Consider the following 24804-nt stretch of genomic DNA (forward strand, 5'->3'; position numbering starts at 1 on the left):
AGGCGCGTCCTGAAGACCCCGGTCAACAGGACGGAACCCTCCCATGTCTGCTATTCAGCGCAAGCGTACGATCCACCTTCTCTCGACGATTCTGGCCAGTGCGGTTGCACCCTGCTGGGCATTCGCTGCGCAGGCCGAGGAAGCCCCCGCTGCGGACGACGCGCTTCCCGAGATCACCGTCACCGCAGAGCGCCGTGCGGAGAGCAGCCAGAAGGTGCCGCTGGCGATCCAGTCGATCGACGGCGAGACCCTGGCCAAGACCGGGTATACGTCGGTCACCGACCTGCAGTACACGATGCCGGGGGTGCAGTACGATCCCACCCAGGGCGCCGCGTTCCAGATTCGCGGTGTCGGCAGCACGTCGTTCGACTTCTCGAACGCCAAGTCGGTTAGCGTCGTCGTCGATGACGTGGTGATGGACGGTCAGCGCGCCAATGGCCTGACCGGCCTCGTTGACATCGACCGCGTCGACGTCCTGATGGGCCCGCAAGGAACACTGTTCGGCAAGAACGCCACCTCGGGCGTCATCGCGGTGAGCACCACGAAGCCCAAGCTGGACGAGTGGTCCCTGCGTGCCAGCGCCAGCTTCGGCGAGCATGACGAGCGTATCCTCAACGCCACCGCCAACGTCCCGCTCGGCCCGATCGCGGCTTTGCGCGTATCCGGCTTCGACCAGGCTTTCGACGGTTTCGGCCGCAATGTGACGTTGAACCGCAAGGTCGGCTCGCAGCACGAGTACGGCGGCCGCGCGCGGCTCTATCTGGAGCCTTCGGACAGCTTCAACCTGATCCTTTCGGGCGACTATGCCTATCACTGGGATAGCAGTGTTCGTACGCCCGTTTCCGGCCAGTCTGCGGCAGTCACCGCGATCCTCAACGAACTGGGCGTCTATCCCGGGCCGCAGAGCGCAGACACGGCGGATTCATCTTTCGGCCAGATCGTCACCGAGGAATGGGGCACTTCCCTGCGGGCCAATGCCAGGCTGGGCGATCACGACCTGACCTCGATCACCGCCTACCGTGCCACCCGCTACGACAACTGGACGCCGGCAAGCCTGACGCCTTACGATCGCTATGCGTATATCCCCTTCAATCTGGGCCAGCTCGATACGGACAAGTTCAGCCAGGAAATCCATCTGGCATCGCCCACCGGCGGCTTCGTGGAATATCTGGTCGGCGCCTTCTATAACCGCCTGCATGCGCGCCAGACGCAGCTGCAGTGGTCCACCGGCGGGCAGCCGCTCTACGACAGTGCAGGTACGCCGCTGCCCACGCTTATCGCGTTGACGGGCGCCATCGGCGAGGACGGCAATACCTCGCTGTTCGACTCGGTGAATGAGACGATGGCCGCCTTCGGCCAGCTCAAGTTCAACTTCACCCCGCGCTTCGCCCTCACGCTGGGCGGCCGTTACACGCACGACAACAATTCGCAGAGCATCGACTACGTCACTATCAACCCCGAGCCGATCGCGGGATACACGCCCGCCTTCACCGCTTCGAGCGCGGCGCCCGCCTACGAATTCGGCCGTGTGAAAGGCGACAATTTCTCGTTCCGCATCGCGCCCACGTATCAGGTGGCGGACAACGTCATGCTCTACGCGACCTATTCGACCGGCTACAAGCCCGCGGGCATCGCCTTCGTCGGCAACAAGTACGCGCCTTATGAGGACGAGACGGTGAAGGCCTGGGAAGCCGGCATAAAGTCCGAATGGTTCGGCCGACGCCTGCGTTTCAACCTCGATGCGTTCCGTTCGGACTTCAAGGACTTCCAGGCGACGATCCTGACGCAGATCCCCGATGGTGCGGGCGGAACGATCAACGCCACCGTGATCGGCAATGCCGGCGGCCTGCGCACCCAGGGTATCGAAGGCAGCCTGGTGGTTCAGCCCATGCGCGGCCTGCAGCTGTCGGGCGCGGTGACCTACACCGACGCCAAGTTCACCAATTACGTCTACAATGCCACGACCAACTACACCGGTTCGCGGCTGACCAATGCGCCGGAATGGTCGGGTACGGCGGCGATCGACTACGATCACGAATTCGGCTCGGGCCTCGGCTTCAAGGCGCATGCGGATTATGCCTATCGCAGCGAATACTGGACCGTCGTGGGCCAGCCCGCCTACTCGCATGTGTCCGGCTATGGTCTGGTGAACGGCCGTCTCAGCTTCACCTTGCCCAACCGCCCGATCGAGGTCGGCGTCTACGCACGCAACCTGTTCGACAAGTACTTCTCGACCGGATGGCAGCAGTACGGCGTGCTTGGCCTGCTCCACTACACCTCGCCCAACGCGCGCCGGACGGTCGGCGGCTTCGTCAACGTCAGCTTCTGAAGCCAGACGGCCGGGCCGGGCGACCGACCCGGCCTTTCAATCACGGGAGACTTTCATGACCACACGCCGCGCGTTGCTGATCGGTGCGCCGACCGGTTTGCTGGCTGCTAAGGGCGCCTTCGCCCCTTCCGCCCTGGGGGCTGCTTTTGGCGGCCCGGGCGTAGGGGGCGACATAGAAGCCCTGGAGCGCCTAATGGTGAAGACGCTGGATGGCGAACTGGGCGACCAGGCGGTTGCACGGCAACTGGCCGCGCATATCACCGAAGCGGGATTTCACTGGGAATATCCGACGTGCCCACTGCGCGAAGCCGACAGCGTGGTCGCCTACAGCTTCGGCTATCGGTCGCAGACCGGAAAGGTCGATCCCAACACCGGACTTTCCGATGGCGCGGAGACGCCGGAGCCGGGGCCGATCAATGCGCTGCTGGCGGAAGCCGTCCATGCCATCGCGCGCGCTCGGCGCGTGCGTGTCTATGCGCAGTGGGAGATCGCGCAGGTCCTGACGCAAAAGCATGGCATGACGGACGTCGTGTCCATCCATCCCACCAAGGGAGCGGACGGCAAGACGATCTACCTGAGCACCGATGGCGTCGCCAAGGCGGCGGTCGCCCACGCTGGTTCCGCGCAGGCGCTGGGCAAGGTCGCCGTCGTGGGGCACCGCGACCATGTGAAGCGCTGCGTGATCGTCTCTCGCGATAATGGCATGAACGCGTCCGTCGCGCGCGAGGTGCCGCTGCCGGTTCAGTACGATCCCCAGTCTGCCCAGCCATGGACGCGCCGCCGCGATGCCTATCTGCTGACCGACCTCGTCGCGCAGTTGTCCATGACGCGCAACCGCGTCATCGCCGAACTCGGCGGCGGCCGTTGACGGGGAGACCTGCCATGCGGTGATTGGGCAGGGCTTTCCGCACGGGCGCCATGCCGCTGCTGGCGCCGCAGGCTGATCGGGGAAGAGGGCGCGGTGCTGTATCGCTTCTCCGTCGACCCGCAGGAAAAGGAGCCGAGCCGTCATTCGCTTTTCAGGTGGCCGTCGCCGGGCCGGCCGGGATCGCTACGAGGGGTGGGTTCAAGATTGCCGCTCCAATGTCCGAACGGCAGTCTCTTTCCCGGTTTCGAAGTTTGTTATGGATCGTTGCGGGTTGCAACACCGATGTCACGAAATCTCCTTAACCAAATCAGGAATTCTGAAGGGGAAAGCTCCGTGAACGCAACTGCTGCGGTCGGCGATTATGCGCGGCCTGAAATGGACAAGGGGCTGGGCGTTGCCGGCCAGCTGGGCTTCGGCGCGGCGATCGTCGCCGCCCTCGTCTATGTCGGCTGCAGTGTCTGGTCGGACGCCAGTGCATCCGGCATGAGCGCGATCGCGCTGTTGCCGTTCCTGCTGCTGTTTCTGGCCCTGCTGATCGCCCTCGGGTTTGAGTTCGTAAACGGCTTTCACGATACGGCCAATGCCGTTGCCACGGTGATCTATACCAACGCCATGCCCGCCAACGTCGCAGTGGTATGGTCAGGGTTCTTCAACTTCCTGGGCGTGCTGCTTTCGACCGGCGCGGTGGCGTTCGGGATCGTATCGCTGCTGCCGGTGGAGTTGATCCTGCAGGTCGGCTCCAGCGCCGGCTTCGCGATGGTCTTCGCGTTACTGATCGCGGCCATCTTGTGGAACCTTGCCACCTGGTGGCTGGGCATCCCTTCGTCCAGCTCGCACACGCTGATCGGCTCGATCATCGGCGTGGGTGTGGCAAATGCGATGATGCACGGCAAGAGCGGCACCGCAGGCGTTGACTGGAGCAAGGCGACCGAGATCGGTCAAGCGCTGCTGGTCTCCCCTTTGATCGGCTTCGGCCTTGCCGCGCTACTTTTCCTTGCGATGAAGGTGCTGGTCCGCAGCGAGGAACTCTATCAGGAACCCAAGGGCGATGCGCCGCCGCCGCTGTGGATTCGCGCGCTGCTGATCTTCACTTGTACCGGTGTCAGCTTCGCGCACGGGTCGAACGACGGCCAGAAGGGGATGGGTCTGATCATGCTGATCCTGATCGGCACCGTGCCCACGGCTTACGCGCTGAACCGCGCCGTGCCGGAAAGCTACACCCGGGAATTCCATGTAGGCGCCGACGCCGCCTATGCCGCGCTTACCGGCGGCAATGCGCCTATCATGCGTCCGGGTGAGGCGCGCCGCGCCGTTACCGCCTATATCGCCGACAAGGCCTACAAGCCCGAAACCGTGCCTGCGCTGGCGGTGCTGGTCAGGAACATCGACCGCCAGGTCGACGAATACGGTTCGCTCGCCAAGGTCCCTGCCGCTGCGACCGAGAACGTGCGCAACGACATGTACCTCGCCTCCGAAGCGATCAAGCGGCTGGGCAAGGATAAGGCCGCAGGCCTCGACGACGGGCGCAAAGGTGCGCTGGACGGGTTCAAGAAGTCGCTCGATGCCGGCACCCGCTTCATTCCCACCTGGGTCAAGGTGGCGGTCGCCTTTGCGCTGGGACTCGGCACGATGGTCGGATGGAAGCGCATCGTCGTGACGGTGGGCGAGAAGATCGGCAAGTCGCACCTTACCTATGCGCAGGGCGCATCTGCCGAACTGGTGGCGATGGGCACGATCTTCGCCGCCGACCACCTTGGCCTGCCGGTCTCGACCACGCACGTCCTCTCTTCCGGCGTGGCGGGGACCATGGCCGCCAACGGGTCCGGCCTGCAGATGGGCACCCTGCGTAACATGCTGATGGCATGGGTGCTGACGCTGCCGGTGTCCATCCTGCTGGCGGGCGGCCTGTACGCGGTATTCTCGATGCTGCTGTGATGGGTGACACCCGGCCTGTCGATTTCAATGCGGGTCCAGGCCTCATATGGGGTCTGGACTTTGCTGCGGACGGGGCTGCTCATGAAGTCGCCCGGTGTGACAGCGCGCACGACGGGCAGTTCCGCTGGTTGCACCTGAGCCTGGCCGATCAGGGCACGCGCACATGGATCGAAAACGCGCCTGGCCTTTCGCCTTCCACCCGTGAATTGTTGCTTTCCTCAGACTCGCACCAGCGCGCGCTGGTGGACGGTGATGCGGTGTGCTGCATCCTGCACGATCTGGAACGCGATTTCGACGTTGGAGATACCGCCCGTGTCGGCGCGCTGCGCGTCATGGTCACGCCGGGATTGATCATTACCGCCCGCCGTCATCCCCTCGGCTCGGCCGACATCGTGCGCCAGCGCATCGACAGCGGCGTGCGTATCGCCGGTCCCGCCAATGCGCTTGATCTGCTCACCAGCGGCCTCAGCCAGAACATCGATGCGGTGATACGCCGGCTTTCAGCCGATGTGCAGTCTGCCGAGGATGACTTTCTCGAGGGACACCGCCCGCCCACCAGCCAGCAACTGCTGGGCATCCGGCGGCGGCTGGCGCAGATCCACCGCATGCTGGAAGGCACCCAGCGGGTCTTCCGCCGTCTGGAGCAGGACGAGGACCTGCCCGAAAGCCTGCTGCCGACAGTGGAGAAGCTCTCGCAGCGATTGCAGGGCCTCGATGCCGATGCCCTGGCGGTACAGGGGCAATTGCGCCTGCTGCGCGATGAACTCGACCTGCAGTCCAGCCAGCGAACCAATCAGAACCTCTACCTGCTTTCCGTCATGACCGCATTGATGCTGCCAGCCACGCTGGTGACGGGCCTGTTCGGCATGAATACCGGAAGCCTTCCGTTCACCGGCCCCTACGGCACCCTTGCGGCCACATTAGTGGCGGCAGGTACCGCGCTGGCCACTTACCTGTTCCTGAGAAGCCGGGGCTTCTTTCGTTGACCCTCAGATGACCTGCGGTACGATCATTTCAGGCGGAACCGGGTTGCGGATATAGTCCGCGTTGCGCACGCGGTCGGGTAGCACCACTTCCGGCCGTGGCACGTCCTCATAGGGAATCTGGTCCAGGAGGTGCGAAATGCAGTTGAGCCGCGCGCGTTTCTTGTCGACGGCTTCCACCACCCACCACGGGGCCTCGGGAATATGCGTGCGTTCCAGCATCGCTTCCTTGGCGCGGGTATAGTCTTCCCAGCGGCGGCGTGATTCCACGTCCATGGGGGAAAGCTTCCACTGCTTGAGCGGGTCGTGGATGCGCATGTTGAAGCGGAACTGCTGCTCCTCGTCGGTGATCGAGAACCAGTATTTCAGCAGAATGATGCCCGAGCGCACGAGCATCCGTTCGAATTCCGGCACCGAGCGGAAGAATTCCTCCACCTCATCCTCGGTGCAGAAGCCCATCACCCGTTCCACCCCGGCGCGGTTGTACCAGCTGCGGTCGAACAGAACGATCTCGCCGGCGCCGGGCAAGTGCTGGACATAGCGCTGGAAATACCATTGCGTGCGCTCGCGCTCGTTCGGCGCAGGCAGCGCCGCGACCCGGCATACGCGCGGATTGAGCCGCTGGGTGATGCGCTTGATCGCGCCGCCCTTTCCGGCCGAATCGCGCCCTTCGAAAACGACGACGACTTTCAGTCCCTTGTGCTGCACCCATTCCTGCAACCGCACCAGTTCGTGCTGCAGGCGGAACAGTTCGCGAAAATAGAGGCGACGTTCGATCTGGGCGCGGTCCGGGTGGTCCGCCATGTCGTCCATCAAGGCTTCGAGTCGGCTTTCGTCGATCTCCATTTCCAGCTCTTCGTCGAAGCTGTCGGCGATCTCGTCCTTGATCCGGTGCATTTCGAAAGCGTCGGTCAGCGACATGCCGGAAATTCCTTTTCACCCAAAGTGACTTTTCGCAATGCAGCGCAGCCTGATCGACGGGAATGACATGGGCGTGACGGGGTGATCCGCTACGGCGCCTAAAGAACCGATCGGGGCAATGAAATTGCCTTGTTGGAGCCATGGTCGATTACGATCGCCGACTTCTCCATTGGCAAGTCGCCCGTGCACTCATTATCCGGGGTGAAGGCCAGAACCGCGCTTGCCAATGCTGTCGATATCGTCGCGGCCCCTGCGGTAATGTCCTGCTGATCGTTACAAGAAGGCGATCTAAGCGCGAAGAATGGCTGGGTTCGAGGCGGAATTGCCCGCTGAAAGCGGGTTCGTGCTGTCTCGATAGTCAATCGTTCAATGCATGCATCCTGCAGTGATCGAGATAGCCTTTTTCATGCCTTCCGGCGAGGTCCACGACTGAGCGCCACAGCCATGACGGGGCATCCAGATTTCTGGAGCGCCCCCTTTGCAAGGTTTGCGCCCAACTGCGACGAGTCTCCGGCTCCATCTGTCGTGCATGCGCCTTGCCCACGACAAAGGCGAGATAGCGCGCCGCCTTGAGCGCCTCACCCCGCGAGAACTGCTCAACGTCGATCTTGAGATCCTGGGGCATGAGTTCGCGCACGAATACCGAGTGTTCATGCAGCCGTGCCGTTGCCATGCGTTCGCCGAGATGCGGCGACAAGGCACGTGCTGCGGCCAGAACCCGTTCGGCCGGATCAGCCGGCATTACGGCGCCGGGTGCGATGGGCGCGACAGGAGCGACGGCCTCCTTTATGTCGACGAGTGCGTGGTCCGTGCCGCGCTTGCCTTCCAGCGCGACGATTGCCGCATACCGCATCAGACCGAGCGAACTGCAGCCCTTCATCCAGTAGGCGGCATCTACCATTTTCGGGGCTCGCTGTTCGTCCTTGCTGTCGAGCGATAGGATCATGCGGCTCACCGGCCGGTGGGTCACGATGTCGCGAAGGCCGGTTGTTTCAACTTTGGTAAGTGGCCAAAAGCGGCGACCAAGAGGAATTTTCGGCTCGACGTCGTCGAGCCGCTCCTTGGCCAGATGCCTCCACTTCCTGCCGGTCGCGCGGCGGCGTACGACGCGGACAATCTCCGGCTCCCGATCTGCGGTTTGCTCCTCGCCATCCGGGTCGACAAAGGCGTCTTCGTAGCCTTCGACCATCTCTTCCATCATGCGCGCGGTGACCACGCCCGGCAGGTCTGATCCGCGCGCTGCGGTAGCAAGCGAAAGGCCCAGCCGGATAAGATCGTGCGCAGGGTTGCCGATCACCGCCTGATCGAGATCGCGAATCTGTATCTCGACCTTGCCGTTGCCGTTCGAGATCGGGCCGAGATTCCCGAGATGGCAGTCGCCGCAGATCCACACCTCCGGCCCCTCGGGAACGATGCGTTCGCCGCCTTCCTCGGCAAGCCAGCGATAAAAGAGTGCCGTATTGCCTCGAACGTAAGCATGGGCAGAACGCGCCATTTTGAGGTCTCGGCGGGCGTGAAGGGTGGTGAGGCGATCTGCCGGTACGACGAATTTCATGAGGACACGAACGAGCAATACCGTGTGAGTGTTCCGAATGCAGACGAAGTCGTGAAAAAGCGCATCAGCGAGCCGGAACAGGCGGTGCCCTGGCGGTTTCTGCCCCTGCCAGAAAGACACATACGGGAAACAAATATGACGACAGTGGCGCAAGTGATCGTGGAGACGCTCCAGGCTGCTGGCGCACGCCGCTGCTACGGCGTTCCAGGTGACACGCTCAATCATGTGACCGACGCGATCCGGACAAGCGACATTCGCTGGGTTCATGTCCGGCATGAGGAGGCGGGAGGCTTTGCGGCCGGGGCGGATGCTATGCTGACGAACGAACTTGCGCTTTGTGCCGGGTCGTGTGGCCCGGGCAGTCTTCACTTCATAAACGGACTATTCGAATCTCACCGCAATCGTGCGCCGGTGGTCCTGATCGCCAGCCAGATCGTGCGGGACGAACTTGGCTTCGATTTTCCGCAGGAAGTCGATTTTCGCGCCATTTACGAAAGCTGCAGCGTCTTCTGCGAGGAAATCCGCACTCCCGAGCAGGCGCGCCGCAAGACCGCAATGGCAGCTCAGGCTGCGTTGGCCAGACGCGGGGTTGCGGTACTGATCGTGCCGGCCGACATTTCCAGCGCTATGGCACCGGACGAGCCCGCCTTCGCTGTCCATCGCGCGAATCCGGTCATCGTGCCCGCCGATCATGAACTGGACCGGATCGCTGCCTTGCTCGAGCGGGGCAAGAAGATCGCGATCTATGGAGGGTCGGGGTGCGAGAAGGCGCATGACGAGGTGGTCGCACTCGCGCACACGTTACAGGCGCCCGTCGCGCACACCTCGCGAGCAAAGGACTTTCTGGAGTACGACAATCCGTTTGACGTCGGGATGACGGGGATTTTCGGCGGTGAGGCGGGCTATCACGCGCTGATGTCGTGCGACACGCTGCTGTTGCTCGGCTGCGATTTCGCGTGGCGTCAGTTCTATCCTCAGAAGGCGACCATCATGCAAGTCGACCTTGACGGGACGCATCTCGGGCGTCGTCACCCGGTCGACGTGGGTGTGGTGGGGGACGTTGCCGCGACGTTGAAGGCACTTCGGGGGCGGCTGAGTGCCCGGTCCGATCGTATTTTTCTCGACGATTGCCTGTCGAGGCGAGAGAAGATGAAAGAACGCCAGGGCAGGCACGCCAGTGTGGGTAAAGGTGCGGCGATCCACCCGCAATATCTCGCCGAAGTCATCTCCCGCGCCGCACCTGCCGACGCCATCTATACGGCCGACGGCGGGTCGCCGATGGTCTGGTGCCTGCGCCACGTCGCTTCGACCGGGAGCAACCGCACGGTCATCAGTCTCAGCCACGGGACGATGGCCAACGCCATGCCGCAGGCGCTGGGTGCCAAGGCGGCATTTCCAGATCGGACGGTGATCTCGCTGTCGGGGGATGGCGGCCTCGCGATGATGCTGGGCGATCTGCTCACCGCTGTGCAGGAGAAACTGCCGATCAAAGTCGCGGTGTTCAACAACAGCGCGCTGGATTTCGTGGAGATCGAGCAGAAAGTCGAAGGCCTGCTCGATGCCTATACCGACCTGCTCAATCCCGATTTCGGCCGCGTCGCCGAAGCCATGGGCCTCTGGGGACGCCGTGTCGAAAAGGCGCAGGATCTGGAGGGTGCGGTGCAGGCGTGGCTCGATGCTCCGGGGCCGGCATTGCTCGACGTCGTCACCGACAGGTTTGAACTGGTCATGCCCCCTAAGATCGAGGCAGGGCAAGTCGCTGGCATGGCGCTCTATTCTGCCAAGGCAGTGCTGGGCGGAAGAGGCAAGGACGTTGCGGGCATGATCCGCAACCTGTTGCCGTGAAGGGCGGTGCAAGCGGATCGGGCGGGCTCGTCGCTGGGCTGACCCGTGATCATGCGCTGTCCCGCAACCTCCTCCTGCTCGTCTCACTGGCCGGAACGCTGGTATCGATCGCCGTCGGCACCCGTTATCCAACCGGGCTATGGATCCTGCCGATAAGCCTGCCGGTCCTGGTGCTTGCACTGGTGGACCTGTTCCAGACAAAGCATTCGCTGCGGCGCAATTACCCCGCCTCGGCGCGGTTCCGCTGGCTGTTCGAATGGCTGCGTCCGTTTCTACGAGCCTACATCGTCGAAAGCGATCTGGATGGACGCCCCTTCAGCCACGACGAGCGAGCCCTCGTCTACGCGCGGGCCAAGGGCGATGTTTCCACCCATCCGTTCGGCACCGAACTCGACGTCTATTCCGACGAGTACGAATGGCTGGCGCACAGCATCGCGCCGTCCCGCCATGCGCCCAAGGATACTAGGGTGCATGTTGGCTCCGAGCAATGTTCGCGACCTTATGAAGCCTCGCGGCTCAACATTTCGGCGATGAGCTTCGGAGCATTGGGCGCCAACGCGATCGAGGCGCTCAATCTTGGTGCGAAGATCGGCGGGTTCTATCACGATACGGGAGAGGGCGGCCTGTCGCCCTATCACCTTAAGCACGGTGGTGATATCGTCTGGGAGGTCGGATCGGGCTATTTTGGCTGTCGGGATGGTGAGGGTCGCTTCGACGGTACGCGTTTTGCGGAACGGGCTGCGCACGAAGCGGTAAAGATGACTGAGATCAAACTGAGCCAAGGCGCAAAGCCCGGGCACGGCGGCCTGCTACCCGGCCCCAAGGTGACGCACGAGATCGCGCAAACCCGTGATGTGCCCGAAGGACAGGACTGCCTCTCGCCGCCGTGGCACAGCGCTTTTTCCACGCCGATTGAACTGATAGAGTTCGCAGGCAGGATGCGTGATCTCTCCGGTGGCAAGCCGGTGGGGATCAAGCTGTGCGTGGGCTATCCGCATGAACTCTTCGCGGTGGTGAAGGCCATGCTGGAAACCGGCATCGTGCTCGACTTCATCGTCATCGACGGTGCCGAAGGTGGAACCGGTGCAGCGCCGACGGAACTTTCTGACCGCGTCGGCATGCCGCTGCGCGAAGGTCTCATCATAGCGCGCAACGCGCTGGTTGGGACCAATCTCAAGGGCAAGGTCAAGCTTGCCGCGTCTGGCAAGGTGAACTCGGGCGCCGGTATCGCTATGAATGCGGCGCTTGGCGCGGATTGGTGCAACGCTGCACGATCCTTCATGTTCTCGCTCGGCTGCGTCCAGTCGATGCGTTGCCATACCGACACTTGTCCCACGGGGGTTGCCACCCAGTCACCCGCGCGACAGCGAGCGCTCGTCATTCCCGAAAAAGCCGAGCGCGTCGCCCGCTTCCAGCGCAGTACGCTGGACGCATTGCATGACATCGTGGTCGCCTGTGGGCTGGACACTCCGGATCAGTTCACACCGGATGGCCTGCGCCAGCGTATCAGCGCAGTAGAGATGCGATCGATGGATGAACTTTACGCCTTCGTCGAATCTGGCGAGTTGCTCGATGGCGCTCGCGATCTCCGCACTGCGCGATGGTGGGCTCAGGCCGATCCCCATTCCTTCCGGAGGAAGGCGTCATAACTACGTCCACCAACGAAAGAATTTGGGAAAATGCATTTCAGGATGACGTGTCTGATCTTGGCGCGCAGTATCGCCACCTTGCTTTGGTCGACCGGCTTTGCTGAACCGCCAGCGAAGCCCGAGTCTTCCATCATCGTAAAGCGAATGCGATTGTGTCAGCGCAAGATAATGATGTCACAGGCGTCTCAAAGTAAGCGCCAAAGCCGGGGCGGCTATACTGCGTTTACGCCAACTGAGTCAGGCCGAATGTGCTGGCCGATGCTCCCAATGGCAGCTTCTTGATGCGGGCGACAAGCTCCTCCTCGTCGTCGCCGATGTTGTTCGCGGTCGGCGAATCCGCGGCGGGAGCCGGTCGGGCCACATGGACCACGTCGTCACCCAGCATGCGCAGCGACAGGCTTCGGCGCGTCGCTCCGGCAGGGGTAGGCCCGCCGCCATGCAGGCAGCTGGGATGGAAGATCAGCACGTCGCCGCGCCGCATGCCGCAGGTCACGATGTCCCAGGCCTCACGATCGGCCTCGACGTCCGGCAGGCGCGGCATTTCCTTTTCGTCGTAGACCGGCAGCGTGTCGTCACTGGGGTCGAAGTAGGACCCGTTGTAGAGCGTCTGGTTGTGCGAGCCTCGGATTACTTCCAGCGCGTTTTCCTGCGCGATGTCCTGCAGCGGAATCCAGAACACGACGAACTTGCTGCCGTCGATGGGATGATAGGGCGTGTCCTGATGCCAGGGCGTGCGGCGCACCGGCTTGTCGATCGCGCCCTGCTTGAAGAACAGCTGATCATGGAAGTACCATACACCGCCTGAGCCGAAGACGTCGCGGGCGATGTCGACGATTGGGGTATCGCGAAACATCTCGGCGAAGGCAGGCTTGGTGCTGGAATCCTCGACCGACTGGATGAAGGTGCCGCCGCTTTCGGCATAGAGGTGCTGTGCAAGCGCGCTGGGGTTGTCGAAATTGCCCTGCCATGCCGCCTCGATCAACGCCATGTCCTCCTCGGAAAACGCGTTCTCCACGATCAGCACGCCGTCGCGGAAGAACCGCTCCGCAAACCCTGCCCGCTCGGCCAGATTCGTCTTCACTTCCGAAACATCCACCATCGATCTTCTCCAGGCTTCCTTTACCGGCTCGCGAGGCGTGCTGCGATCCTCCTGCAGCGCGCCTCGCGGCGTGCCCTCAGTCCTTCTTGTGAACCTGCGTGACCGATTCCGGCATCAGCAGTTGCGGCGCCTCGTAGAAGCGGCTGATCTTCCACGTCCCGTCCGCCTTGCGCAGGTCGAGATCGTAATAGACGTAGACCTGCACATCGATGCCGGTTTTCGAACGCCCCATGCCGTTGATGTAGGCGTAGACCTGCGCCTCGTCGCCGTTCAGCTTCACGACGCGGAAGTTGGAAAGGACATGCATGTGATGCGACATGTCCTGGAAAACCTGGGCGTAGAAATCGCGGATCTGCTCGTGGCCTTCGAAGCGCGGCAGGTGAAGGCCGGTCAGGTCGAGTATCGCGTCCTCGGTAAAGTTGGTCATCATGAAGTCTAGGTCGTCGAGCTTGTCCACGGCCACGCAATAGTTCGTGACGACCTCTTCAAGGGCGTTCTTCTCGATCAGGTATTCGATGCCATCAACCATGTCATTTCTCCGTTGTTCGGCCGAGGGCCGGGTCATTGCGCAAGCAGGATGTCTGCCGCTCGCCAGCCCACCGCCATGGCGGGCGCATTGGTGTTGCCCGAGACCAGCGCGGGCATGATCGAGCAGTCCGCCACGCGGAGGCCGGCGACGCCGCGCACCCGCAGCTGCGGGTCGACTACCGAAGCCGCGTCGCCACCCATGCGACAGGTGCCGGTGCCGTGCAGGCCGCTGGTGGAGAGGCGGCGGAAGCTGTCGAGAATGTCCTCGTCGCTTTGGACGTGATCGCCGGGCAGCAGTTCGGCGCCCATCACTCCGGCAAGGGCGGGCTGGGCCATGAAGCGGCGCATGTAGCGCACGCTCGCGATCGCGGCCTTGCGGTCGTATTCGGTGTCGAGCCAGTTCGGGTGGATCGTCGGCTTGCTCCGTGGGTCGGCGGAGCCCGCATGGACGCTGCCTTCGCTGGTCAGCTGGAGCAGCTGGCCGTAGACCGAGATGCCGGGCTTGCGATCGACCTTGCCCAGCGGAACGGGGTGATTGTCGTCGCTGAGTGCGAAGGCGTAGCCGCCAAGGTACAACTGCAGGTCGGTCCGCCCCTGCGGATGCGCGACATTGCAGAACGCGCCCACTTCCCACGGCCCGTTCGCCATCACGCCGCTGCGGTTGAAGACGTAGCGCAGGACCGATTTGACCAGCCCGATGCCATGGTACTGCTGGCTGATCCCGGCAGGAGCCGTCATGCGGTAGGGCATGGCGTAGGACAAGTGCTCGCGCATCTTCTCGCCCACGTCCGGGCTGTGGACCAGCGAGGCGATACCGGCAGCCTTGAGTCGCGCGCCGTCGCCGATGCCGGAGCGTTCGAGCAGCAGCGGGCTTTCGATCGTGCCGCAGCATACGATGACCTCGCCGCGCACCGCTTCCACCCATTCGGGTCTGCCGTCCTGCTGCAGTCCCACGCCGGTGACGCGGCCGTCCTCGATCACCACCCGACGCGCGAGCGTGTGCAACATATGCCGGAAGTTCGGCCGCTTGCGAGCCCTGGACACGAACACTCGCCCGCCGCTTTCGCGCCGTCCGTTGCGGATGTTGTGGCTGTAGTACCCGATCCGGTCGCCCGCCGTGGCGTTGAGGTCGTCAGTCTCGCTAAGCCCCATGGCCTTGCCTGCCGCAATGATCGCATCGGTCAGGGGATAGCGGATGTCGCCGGGCGTGATCCGCACCGGCCCGCCCGAACCTCTCGTCTCGCTGCCGCCAAGGGTGTGATCCTCCAGCGCCCGGTACGCTGCGGTCATGCTGGCCGCGTTCCAGCCGGTGCAGCCCATGTCCGCCCAGTCGTCGTAGTCGTGCGCTTCGCCCCGGCTCCAGATCATGCCGTTGATCGCGGACGAGCCGCCCAGCCCGCGCCCGCGAATCCAGACTTCAGGCATCTGGCTTTCCGGGTAGCGTAAGTCGGCCATCTGGTAGGCCCAGATATGGTCAGGGCTGTTGACCAGCTTCGCGATACCCTTGGGCATGTCGACCAGCAGCGAGGCATTCTCGCCGCCGGCCTCCACCAGCAGGACACGGTGCGCGGGATTGCGCGACAGCCGTTCGGCCAGCACCGATCCTGCGGAACCCGCGCCGATGATGACGAAATCCCATTGCGAGGACGTCGTCACGTCACGGCTCCTTTTTTCGCGAGATGCTTCACAGGTCGAACTTGAAGGTCACGCCGTACTCGCGCGGCGACGTGTAGGAGACCTGGTTGAACAAACCGGGGTTGTTCGTGACCGCTTCGACGTAGTGATTGTTGGCAAGGTTGCGCACCCAGGCTTCCAGCGTCCAGCGGCCGTCATCGGGCGACCAGCCCAAGGTCGCGTTGACGAAATGCGTCGGCTGGATGCGAACCAGCGGCTGCCCCTGAAGGCCCTGCAGCAGCTTGGTGTCGGTGTACGTATAAAGCACGTTGGCCCGCGCCTCGCCGCCGCCGACGGCGGTTTCATACGTCGCCCCCGCCGATGCCGACCACTTCGGCGAGTTCTGCAGCGGCCGCCCGCTCAGATCGACGATGGCGCCGCTCGGGTCGAGGAAGTCGAACGTCTTGTACTTGGCGTCGAGGTAGGCGAGCGAGCCGGTCAGGGTCAGCCCGTCGACCGGCAGAGCGGTGGCTTCGAGTTCGAAGCCCTTGATCTCGGCCTTGGCGGCGTTGAAGATCGAGGTACCGATCGTCGTGCCGTCGGGCAGGATGTAGTTCTGCGCCACCTGCATGTCGCGGTAGTTGGTGTAGAAGCCCGCCAGATTGAGGCGCAGGCGGCGGTCCAGCAAGTCGGTCTTCACGCCCGCCTCGAAGGTATCGACCTTTTCCGGATTGAACGGGCCGATGTCCGATGCCTGACCTAGCCGTCCGACGAACCCGCCCGACTTGAACCCGCGCGCCCAAGAGGCGTAGATCAGCGTGTCGGGGGTGACCTTGTAGTCGATGCCCAGCTTCCAGCCGACGTTGTCCCACGACTGCTTGCCCCTGGCACGGAAACCGCCGAGCAGGACGTCGCCGCAGCTGCCTTCGTGGGTGCAGTACAGGCCGACCCCGTCGGGATTGTAGTAGTTGTCGGTGCCAGCGACCATCTCGGTCGTCTCGTGCGTGTAACGGATCCCCGCCTGCACGCGCAGCTTGTCGGTCAGGTCCACATACGTCTGCGCGAAGAGCGAACCGGACCAGTTGTCCTGATCCTGCGGCAGATTCTGGCGCAGACCCGGGGCGAAGGCTTCAAGGCGCACGCTGTTGAAGTGGTCGTAGTGCGTCTTCATGTAGAAGCCGCCCGCCTGGAACTTGATCGCGTCGCTGAGGTCGGCAGCGGTGCGCAGTTCCTGGCTGAACTGCCAGCCGCGCGTGCCACGGAAGGTGTCGATGCCGAGGCCGACGACGGCGTCGTTGTCGGTGAATTCCTCCAGATGGAAGCTCTTGTAGCCGGTGATCGCGGTGATGTCGCCGATCGGCGTATTGCTGACGTTGGCGGTCAGCGTGGCGCGGTAGTTGTCCATGTTGCTGAGATCGGGGCCGAAGTCGCGCGCGCTGTAGTACTTCTTGGGCGCGCGGCACGGCGCGGTATCGGAAGCACAGGGGGAGGCGTACATCGGCAGGACCTGGCCCGTCGTCATCGTCCCGGCGGGCACGTAGATGGCGTAGTCCGGTCCCGTCGATCCGTTGACGATGACGGGCGAACCGTTGCGCGAACGCCCGTATTCGCCGCTCAGCGTCACATCCACGTCAGCGGTAGGCGTGTAGCGCAAGTAGGCGCGCAGCACGGTGACGTTGCGGCTGCCCATGTCGGAGCCATCGACGATGTTGGTGTAGAAACCGTCGCGCTGGGTGTGCATCGCGGAAATCTTGCCCGCGAGAATCCCGTCGATCAGGGGGGCATCCACGGCAGCCTTGATGTCCATGCGGCCCCAGTTGCCGTACGTCACCTCACCGCGAACGCCGAAGGTCCCGGTGGGCTGGCGCGTCATCACGTTGACGACGCCGCCGGTGGTGTTGGCGCCGAACAGCGTGCCTTGCGGCCCGCGCAGCACCTCGATCCGGTCAACGTCGAACAGGTCAAGCAGCGCACCCATCGAGAAGTACTGTGGCACGCCGTCCTGCACGATCGACACGGTGTTGCCGGCGAACGGGTCGGGCTCGACCACACCGATGCCGCGGATCGTGAAGACCGCGCTGTTGGGCGTGTTGGTGAAGTTGTTGATCTGGAGGTTGGGGATGGTCCCCTGCAGGCCCTTGAGATCGACCGCCTTGAGGTTTTCGATCGCCTCGCCGGTGACGGCGGTGACCGCGATCGGCACCGACTGGATGTTCTCGGACCGCTTCTGCGCGGTCACGACGATTTCCTGAAGCCCTTCGTGAGGCGTGGTGTTGGCGGAACTGTCTTGCGCGCGAACCGGCACGGCAGTGACCAGGCAGGCGGCAATCGCGCACGCAGCCGTGCGGGTATACAAGAAACTGACCATTTTCTCCCCTCTCCCTAAGGCGCGCTCCCGATTTTCAGGTGCTTTTGCTGCGCCTCAATTCTCCAAGCTTGCCGCCGATATACGGCGGACATTTTTATGTCGTCTTGTTGTACAACGAATTTGCATAAAGAATCGGCGGTCGGCACCTCGCACTTTGGCGAGGCGGCTCACACCGGGAAGCGGTCGCAGCGGCGCTCAGATGGGAGAGGTGAGAAACGCCCTCAGTGGAGCGGGAAAACGCTCTGGAGAAGGTCGCGCAGCGTCTGCTTCTGGCGCTCGGCCGGCCATCCGGCTCGGTCCTGGGATACGAGCGAGGCTATCCCGTTGACCAGGATCTGGATGCGCGTCGCCGCCAGAACGCAGTCGACGGCTTCCGGGAATTGCCCCGCGTCTTGGGCGCTCTTGATCAGGCGCAGGAACAGATGGTGCGCGTTGCTGGTGCCTTCGCGCCATTCGCGCGTCACGTCGGGTTCGGCCGGCGCCATGCCCCAGAAGGCGAACCAGGTGTGCCAGTTGCGCCAGCGCTCTTCTGTGATCGGCAACAGCTCTTCAAGTGTCTCGATCAGGGGGCGGTTGGTGCGAACGGCCTCGTCGATCAGCCCTTCGGCCATCCGCCGCGCGACTTGGTGCGTGAAGACCAGCATCTCCAGCTTGCTGCTGAAGTAATGCGAAACGACGGTGGTGCTGTACCCGACGCGGGATGCGACTTCACGGATCGTGACGGCCTGCACGCCCTGCTCATAAACCAGCTGGTCCACGACCTGCGCGATTTGCAGACGGCGTTCGTCGTGGTCTACTACGCGCGGCATGCCGTATCAGCCAGTTTGCGGTGGACCTGCATGGTCTTGCGCATAGACCAGCGAGAGGTGTCCCGGCAATTGGGACCATTGAGATTTCCAGTCGGAGACTAGGTCGTGACCCCATAAATTGATCGTTGAGGGGAGCCAGAAGGCTCCTCACAAGATTGCCGATGGTAAGCTTCATCCGCACAGCTTGGTTTCGTGACCCCGATGCCGATCCGGTAGATCAGGACTATGATTGCCCTGCCTCTATTCGAGTGAACGCGGATACGGCTTAAGCTGCGCGGAGGTCGATGACCACCGTGTGCTGAACGGGATATTCTGGGTGCTGCGATCTCGCGTGCCGTGGCGCGATTTGCCGGAGCTTTATGGCCCGCGCACCACCTGGTACAACCGCTTCGTGCGATGGACGATCCGTGGTTCGGCAGGCCAAGACCTGGTGCTGCGCTTGCCGGAACGCGAGCACATCGACCTTAGGAGCATCGTGCGGACCTATCTTGCCAATGGCGAGGCGAAGGCGGCACCGGCTTCCGGGGCGATCGACACCTGGTCGCCCTGAGGCAGCTATGTCGGAATAGCCGTGCTGGAAGACAAGAATCGGGTGCTCGTAGGCGGTAGCGAATAATCAAGTGGCGTGAGGTTCTACGCGGCCAAAGATGCGACTATCGCCAATAAGCGCGTGTTGCTCGCAGACTATATCGGCCGGCGTGCGCGTATCCGTGACTTGGGGGGCAGCGGCATCCGGACGAATATGCGAAGGTCCCGTCTAAGGAAACCTGCATCCCCGTTAATGGTGAGGTCCTGCCTGCCCGAAAATAGACGCGGGCCAGCATAAAGGAAAAGGCCGCAGTGAGATCGCTGCGGCCTTTTCCTCCTCGGTGTCCGCCACGTTATTTGAGCGCGAACCCCAGCGCGTTCAGGGCTTCGCGCAGACGGTGCCGACCGTTCAGCGATGCTCCGCTGCGGCTGCGAGCGAGAATGGTCCTGATCCATCCGATCGGGTCCTGCCCTTGTGATCGCTGGAAGGTGCGGGCCACCTCGTCATAGGCGGCAATCGCCGGGCGCTGATCATCGAGTCGATATCGCCCTTGGTGCAGGACCGCGTCCTGTGTAAGGCGCGGCTTGACGGCGGCGGGGCGATCCTCGTCCTCGAACCCAACCACCAGCCCGAACACGACTGCGGCATGGGGCGGCAGGCCGACAAGCTCGGCGACGGCTTCTGGTTCGTTGCGCAAGGCGCCGATATAGACGGTGCCAAGCCCCAGCGATTCTGCAGCAACGACTGCATTCTGCGCGGCCAGGGCAGCATCGACGGCGGCCACCGTCCAGCTTTCCAGGTAGGCTAGGCCCTCTACGGACACTCCCTCGTCGCCGGCGATCAGATGCGCGCGCGCGAGGTCGGCCACCCACAGCAGGATCAACGGGGCGGCGGTGATGTGGGCCTGGCCGCCGGCCAGCCGCGCCAGTTTTTGCCGCTGATGTACATCGCTGACCGCGACCACGCTCCACAACTGCAGGTTGGAAGAACTGGCAGCGGACTGCGCCGCAGCGATTAGCGTGGGTACGGTTCCGTCGGGTAAGGGATCGCTGCGATAAGCGCGCACGCTTCTGTGGGCGACGAGCCGGGCGATCGTATCGTTCCAAAGTATTGGCGGCATGCCGGCACCGCCGTAGCGCACCGCTAATGCTTCGTGTGCGGGGTCACTCCGAGGGTCATCGAGAGCCATGATCATCCTTTCGGTTCGTTGCTGCCGAAAAATATGAACTTTGTGTCTTTCGCGTCGTATGAAATCTGCACATCGTCCTATGAGTTTGGAGAGACAAACATCGCGTCTCGCTCATCTGCTGTTGATACTTGTTCAAGCGGCCGATGTTTGCTTTTCACCGGGCGCATGCGAGCTAAAGAGCGGCATCGATCATGGGATCAAGGACCATCATGCAATACCGCAAACTCGGCCGTACCGACCTTAATGTCAGTCTGATCTGCCTCGGCACGATGACCTGGGGCTCGCAGAACACCGAGGCGGAGGCGCACGCACAGCTCGACTATGCGATCGGCGCGGGGGTCAATTTCCTCGATACCGCCGAAGCCTATCCGGTCACCCCTGTGAGCCGTGAAACGCAAGGACGCACCGAGGAATACATCGGCAGTTGGCTCGCCGCGCGCGGTCGGCGCGACGACGTCATCGTGGCAACCAAGGTCGCAGGCCCATCGCGCGATCCAGTACGTGAGTTTCGCGGTGGCGGCAATCGCCTCGACCGGCGTAACATCCACGCTGCGATCGACGACAGCCTCATGCGGCTGCGAACGGATTACGTCGACTTGTACCAGGTTCACTGGCCGGACCGCTCGGTACCCTCTTTCGGGGTGCGCGGCATCAGTGCCCTCGCCGATGCGCCCGAGACGGTGCCGATCGAGGAGACGCTCGATGCGCTGGCGGAACTGGTGAAGGCTGGCAAGGTGCGCCATTTCGGGGTTTCAAACGAGACGCCCTGGGGTGTTTCGGAATACCTGCGCCTTGCCGCCGAAAAGAAGCTGCCACGCATTGCCTCGATCCAGAACGCCTACAATCTGCTCAACCGCATCTACGAGATCGGGCTTTCGGAATTTTCTCTGCGCGAAGCTATCAGCCTGTTGGCCTATTCCCCCTCGGGTGGCGGCAATCTTACCGGCAAGTATCTGGGCGGCATCGTACCCGCAGGGTCGCGCCGCGATGTAGCCAAGCAATTCGGTCGCTATGACCTGCCGGGACAAGCTCCGGCCAGTGCCCGTTACGTCGCCATCGCGCAGGCTCACGGAATCGATCCAGCGCAGTTCGCGCTGGCGTTCGTCAACAGCCGCCCGTTCGTGACCTCGACGATCATCGGCGCGACGTCGCTCGATCAGCTCAAGTCCGATATCGCCAGCGTGGATGTCACGCTTCCCATTGAGGCAATTGCGGCCATTGATGCCGTGCACCGCGAAAATCCCGATCCTTGCCCGTAACCGCAGGGAATCGGTTCAGGGCATCCGTCTTCTCCAAATCCTCAAATGGTGCTCAAGGTGAGTGAGGCGCGAAGGTCATCACTGATGCTGTGTGTCGGTGAATGCAGATTCAACGGGCTGCAGGGCTACAGAGTGCTCCCCGCTACTTCCGTTTTCCGAAGAATGCGCCGGAGTAAACCGCGTCCGCTGGTCCGCCCGGTGATACCCGGGTGAAGAACTCGAACGCGCCGCCGATTTCTTCTCCTCCGGGGCCATAGAGGCTGCCGCGAATGGACCCGTCACTGTGCCCGGGCGCATCGAACAGCAAGGTGTCGAAAGCGTAGGCGTTGCCTGTCGCGCTGAACGTCATGGAGGGAAGGTTGATGGCCTCGTTTGCCGCCGTCCAGGCCGCTGCGTTGAAAGTGCCATCGACCCTGGCGGCCGCGAAGTCGATCGTGATCGCGGTAGTACCCTTCAAGGTGAGCTGCCCCATGTCGGCAAGGCGTTCGCCAGACCCCAGCACGGTGGCGCTGAAATGCGCGGTCCCCGTGGATGGCAATGTGCCACTGATGGTGCGGGCGCCATAGGAGAACCAGGTGGACAGGCTGTGCCGGACGGCGTCGCCGATGGGGCGGTCTTCGCGCCAGTGCCCGAAGCTGCTGTAGGTCAGCGCGATCTCGGGGTTGCCGGTCCCGGGCTTGAACATCTCGAGCCGATAGGTGTTGTCGCCGTTTCGAACCTCATACACGTCGAAGCGGTTATCGCTTTGCGCGGCGATCCGGTCAGTCGGAAGGAAGGTCACGTTCTGGAAGCGGGGGTCGTTGATGAGGAACATCGGCGTCACGCCGCCAGAGGCGTCGAACTCCACGCTGCCGAAGGTCGCGGGCAGGTAATAGGCTGCGCTGTCCGAAGACGTTGCCCCGGTTCGCTGCGATGCCACCGACGTGCCCTGAAGCGAAGAGTATTTTCGCGCACCCTGGTCAAGTACGGTCAGGCTGGCGTCGATGCCATCGCGCAAGCGGGTGCCGGCGAAGGCGCCCGTGAACGTGGCGTCCGTGCCATCGTTGCCAAGGATGGTCCCGCCGATTTCCGCAGCTCCCGGGCCATAGAGCGCACCGGAAATGGAAGAGCGGTAGGTGCTTCCTTCACGCCCGCCGAAGTTGAAATAGCCGGTGAGCCCGCCGTTTGCACCAAGATATCCTGCACCCTGCCATGTGGAGCAGCAGCTCGAATAATCGACGTCGTTATTATACTCGCCTGCCTGGCCTGACATGGCGAAAAGCCCATGGGCAAAATCGAGCGAAAAAGTGCCGTCACCGATGACGCTTCGCGGGAAGTACCCGGCCGGAGAAGCAACGCCGAACAAGTCGATGTCGTAAGTCGCGCTTCCGCTGACGGGAAGCTGGGCTATCCTGGTCGGAAAGCCGTAGACGAAGACGTCGAACTGGAGATCACTTGCGCTGGTACGGCGCTGCCACAGTCCGAGGGAAACACTCTGTGTGCCGACGCCGATACGCTTCGGATTGAATAATGTGAGGGATTCGCGGCCGCCGTCCAGCTGGCGTGTGAAAAGCGCATCGCCAGCCTCACTGTCACCGAGAGATTGCGCCGTGCCGAACGTCGACGAAACGCCGCTGCCGGACACCGAGTAGGCTTTAGCCGCGGCATCGTAGCGAAAAGTCAGCGGCGCGCTCTGCGCCGACGAGGTCATGACCACATCGCCCTGATCCGTGAGGCGCTGCGCCGTATGCGTGGACGAGGTCGAAAAGTCAGTGGTGCCCGCCCCGGCACCAAGCGCATGCGGGGGAGACGCCGGAGTGGGAGCGGGGCTGGGCGTCGGCGTAGGAGCCGGTGTGCTGTTTACATCGCCGCCGCCGCATGCCGAGAGAGTTAGGCTGAGCGCCGCCAGTGAGGCCGTTGCAAGAAGACGTGCGGTATCTGTCCAAGTCACGAACCTATTCCCCCTAGAATGCCGACGTGACGCCAAATTCGGCGACGACGCGGCGGTAGTCGTAAATCTCGATCGAAGAGTGGTTACGCTCCCATTTGAAGCGGACCAGCGGCGCGAAGCTACCCAGATGCAGCGCCCGCAACGTCGCAGCTATCGAAGCGCTGTAACGATCTTCGACTCGCCGGCTTGGATATAAAAACAGTCGCGCGTCGGCTTCAAGGTGGCTGTAGGCGACAGTCCCCACCAGCGTCGTGCGGCCCAGTTCACGAAACAGGTAGGCGGAGGAACCTCCCATCGCCAGCGAGTAACCCGGGTCGCGCGCGGCTTCCCGGAAGCCGAAGACCTGCACGCCGCCGCCAAAGCGCGCGCTGAAGGCCCGGTCGATATTTGCTGAAAGCGTGAAGTCGTCCGCGGTTTGCAATGCATTGCGACGGTTGCGGACATGGGCCAGGTTCCCATCAATGCGGACCTGCGCTCGTTTTCCCAGCGACCGCTGCCAGCTGACGCCGCCCCCGATCGTCGTGCTGAACAGGTGTCCCCCGTACCAGCGACGCGACGGACCGGCTGAAAAGGTCAGCTGGTTACCGCCCCAAGTGTACTGCGGTCCGGCCTGGATCGCTACGGATATATCGTTGAAGCCCGGCTTTCGGTAAAGCGTCGTGTCGCTCGAAGCACGTACGAGCAGATCGGTGCCGGGTTCGATACCCAGCCGGAAATAGCCCTGTCCCTGCAGGTCGAGACCAACGCCCGACTTTGCGCGCGCGTCGTCGTCGAGCGTGAAATCGCCAATCACGGTGCCCAGGGTATCCGATCGCGTGGCCCGGTTGATGTTGCTGTCGGGAGCAACGGCTACTTCAATCGAGCCGCCCAGAGGCTTTCGCGCATTGAGCGCGCGGGAATAGAAGCGCACGAGCTGTTCCACGGCCGAAGGCAGGCCAGCCGCCTGCGCCGCGCGCAACTCCTTGCGCGCGGCGCCCATGTTACCAAGCATCGTCTGCATGCGTGCCAACTCCAACCGCACACGCGCAGCGCCGGGTTTGTCATCGAGGATGCGACGAAATTCGAGTGCGGCATCGCCATAGCGCTTGAGATCGTCGGCCAGCATCAGGCCCAGGCGAAAGCGTGCCTCTGTGCGAATCTCAAGGTCCGGGTCTTGGGTCAGCGCGCGATAAGCGGTCTCCGCGGTGAAGAAATCACTGCGCTCACGCGCATTATCGGCAAGCGCAAAGACCTGCGCGGCCGAGAGATGGTCAGGCGCGGAAACCGGCGCAGCCAGGCCCTCTTGGTCCTGCGCGCCTACGCTGGTCGCGATGCCCGCCAGCATCACTGCGACCAGCAGTCGACGAATTGAAATGGTACACCCCCGTTTGCGTGATGCTTACCGCGGAGGCGAG

At 63.1% G+C, this 24804-nt stretch carries 17 protein-coding genes and 1 pseudogene; 8 read left to right on the forward strand and 10 right to left on the reverse strand.

All coding sequences use genetic code 11. From position 1 onward, the window contains the following. Nucleotides 1-43 precede the first annotated feature (43 nt). The 4 genes from PKE80_RS19555 to PKE80_RS19570 all read left to right on the forward strand — a co-directional run bounded on the left by PKE80_RS19555 (nt 44) and on the right by PKE80_RS19570 (nt 6118). Nucleotides 44-2329, forward strand: coding sequence for a TonB-dependent receptor (locus tag PKE80_RS19555; protein WP_271183947.1), 2286 nt, complete (start codon nt 44-46; stop codon nt 2327-2329). 55 nt (nt 2330-2384) lie between these two features. Beyond that, nucleotides 2385-3197, forward strand: a complete 813-nt coding sequence (locus tag PKE80_RS19560) for a hypothetical protein (RefSeq protein WP_271183948.1) — start codon at nt 2385-2387, stop codon at nt 3195-3197. 375 nt (nt 3198-3572) lie between these two features. After that, nucleotides 3573-5132 (forward strand): inorganic phosphate transporter, encoded by a 1560-nt coding sequence (locus PKE80_RS19565; RefSeq protein ID WP_271184017.1) that lies wholly within the window; start codon nt 3573-3575, stop codon nt 5130-5132. Continuing rightward, the gene (locus PKE80_RS19570) at nt 5132-6118 is read left to right on the forward strand and encodes a CorA family divalent cation transporter (RefSeq protein ID WP_271183949.1); all 987 of its coding nucleotides are present in this window, start codon (nt 5132-5134) and stop codon (nt 6116-6118) included. Before PKE80_RS19565 ends, PKE80_RS19570 begins: the two co-directional genes overlap by 1 nt. Nucleotides 6119-6121: 3 nt before the next feature. Here PKE80_RS19570 and ppk2 read toward each other — a convergent pair whose 3' ends face one another. Both ppk2 and PKE80_RS19580 read right to left on the reverse strand, forming a co-directional pair. Then, nucleotides 6122-7036 carry a polyphosphate kinase 2 gene (ppk2, locus tag PKE80_RS19575; protein WP_271183950.1) on the reverse strand — a complete coding sequence of 305 codons (915 nt, stop codon included), beginning with the start codon at nt 7034-7036 and terminating at the stop codon, nt 6122-6124. Between the two features lie 358 nt (nt 7037-7394). Then, on the reverse strand, nt 7395-8531 hold the full coding sequence (locus PKE80_RS19580; RefSeq protein ID WP_271183951.1) for a DUF2252 family protein: 1137 nt from the start codon (nt 8529-8531) through the stop codon (nt 7395-7397). Nucleotides 8532-8726: 195 nt separating this feature from the next. Here PKE80_RS19580 and PKE80_RS19585 point away from each other — a divergent pair, with 195 nt between their 5' ends. Continuing rightward, entirely contained in the window at nt 8727-10436 is a 1710-nt protein-coding gene (locus PKE80_RS19585; RefSeq protein WP_271184018.1) for a thiamine pyrophosphate-dependent enzyme, read from the forward strand. Continuing rightward, nucleotides 10433-12085, forward strand: coding sequence for an FMN-binding glutamate synthase family protein (locus PKE80_RS19590; RefSeq protein WP_271183952.1), 1653 nt, complete (start codon nt 10433-10435; stop codon nt 12083-12085). Before PKE80_RS19585 ends, PKE80_RS19590 begins: the two co-directional genes overlap by 4 nt. A 223-nt stretch (nt 12086-12308) precedes the next feature. Here PKE80_RS19590 and PKE80_RS19595 read toward each other — a convergent pair whose 3' ends face one another. From PKE80_RS19595 to PKE80_RS19615, 5 genes are all read right to left on the reverse strand, one after another. Further along, nucleotides 12309-13184, reverse strand: a complete 876-nt coding sequence (locus tag PKE80_RS19595) for a phytanoyl-CoA dioxygenase family protein (RefSeq protein ID WP_271183953.1) — start codon at nt 13182-13184, stop codon at nt 12309-12311. Between the two features lie 76 nt (nt 13185-13260). Continuing rightward, nucleotides 13261-13713: a nuclear transport factor 2 family protein gene (locus PKE80_RS19600; protein ID WP_271183954.1), complete on the reverse strand. Its 453-nt coding sequence runs from the start codon at nt 13711-13713 to the stop codon at nt 13261-13263. 32 nt (nt 13714-13745) lie between these two features. Continuing rightward, nucleotides 13746-15368, reverse strand: a complete 1623-nt coding sequence (locus tag PKE80_RS19605; RefSeq protein WP_271183955.1) for a GMC family oxidoreductase — start codon at nt 15366-15368, stop codon at nt 13746-13748. A gap of 28 nt (nt 15369-15396) precedes the next feature. Next, on the reverse strand, nt 15397-17694 hold the full coding sequence (locus PKE80_RS19610; protein ID WP_271183956.1) for a TonB-dependent receptor: 2298 nt from the start codon (nt 17692-17694) through the stop codon (nt 15397-15399). Between the two features lie 221 nt (nt 17695-17915). Further along, nucleotides 17916-18503: a TetR/AcrR family transcriptional regulator gene (locus PKE80_RS19615; RefSeq protein ID WP_271183957.1), complete on the reverse strand. Its 588-nt coding sequence runs from the start codon at nt 18501-18503 to the stop codon at nt 17916-17918. Between the two features lie 277 nt (nt 18504-18780). Between PKE80_RS19615 and PKE80_RS19620 the strand changes: the two are divergent. Next, nucleotides 18781-18915 (forward strand): annotated as a pseudogene (locus tag PKE80_RS19620) (transposase); the annotation flags it as partial. 469 nt (nt 18916-19384) lie between these two features. Here PKE80_RS19620 and PKE80_RS19625 read toward each other — a convergent pair. Then, nucleotides 19385-20221 (reverse strand): nitroreductase family protein, encoded by an 837-nt coding sequence (locus tag PKE80_RS19625; RefSeq protein ID WP_271183958.1) that lies wholly within the window; start codon nt 20219-20221, stop codon nt 19385-19387. 209 nt (nt 20222-20430) lie between these two features. On the opposite strand from PKE80_RS19625, the gene PKE80_RS19630 reads away from it, so the two are divergent. Further along, nucleotides 20431-21480, forward strand: a complete 1050-nt coding sequence (locus PKE80_RS19630) for an NADP(H)-dependent aldo-keto reductase (RefSeq protein ID WP_271183959.1) — start codon at nt 20431-20433, stop codon at nt 21478-21480. 142 nt (nt 21481-21622) lie between these two features. Here PKE80_RS19630 and PKE80_RS19635 read toward each other — a convergent pair whose 3' ends face one another. Together PKE80_RS19635 and PKE80_RS19640 are read right to left on the reverse strand one after the other, a co-directional pair. Continuing rightward, nucleotides 21623-23170, reverse strand: a complete 1548-nt coding sequence (locus PKE80_RS19635; RefSeq protein ID WP_271183960.1) for a transferrin-binding protein-like solute binding protein — start codon at nt 23168-23170, stop codon at nt 21623-21625. Between the two features lie 253 nt (nt 23171-23423). Then, nucleotides 23424-24734: a surface lipoprotein assembly modifier gene (locus tag PKE80_RS19640; RefSeq protein ID WP_271183961.1), complete on the reverse strand. Its 1311-nt coding sequence runs from the start codon at nt 24732-24734 to the stop codon at nt 23424-23426. Between the last annotated feature and the right edge of the window lie 70 nt (nt 24735-24804).

It is taken from the genome of Novosphingobium resinovorum, from assembly GCF_027922145.1.
Lineage (GTDB): Bacteria > Pseudomonadota > Alphaproteobacteria > Sphingomonadales > Sphingomonadaceae > Novosphingobium > Novosphingobium resinovorum.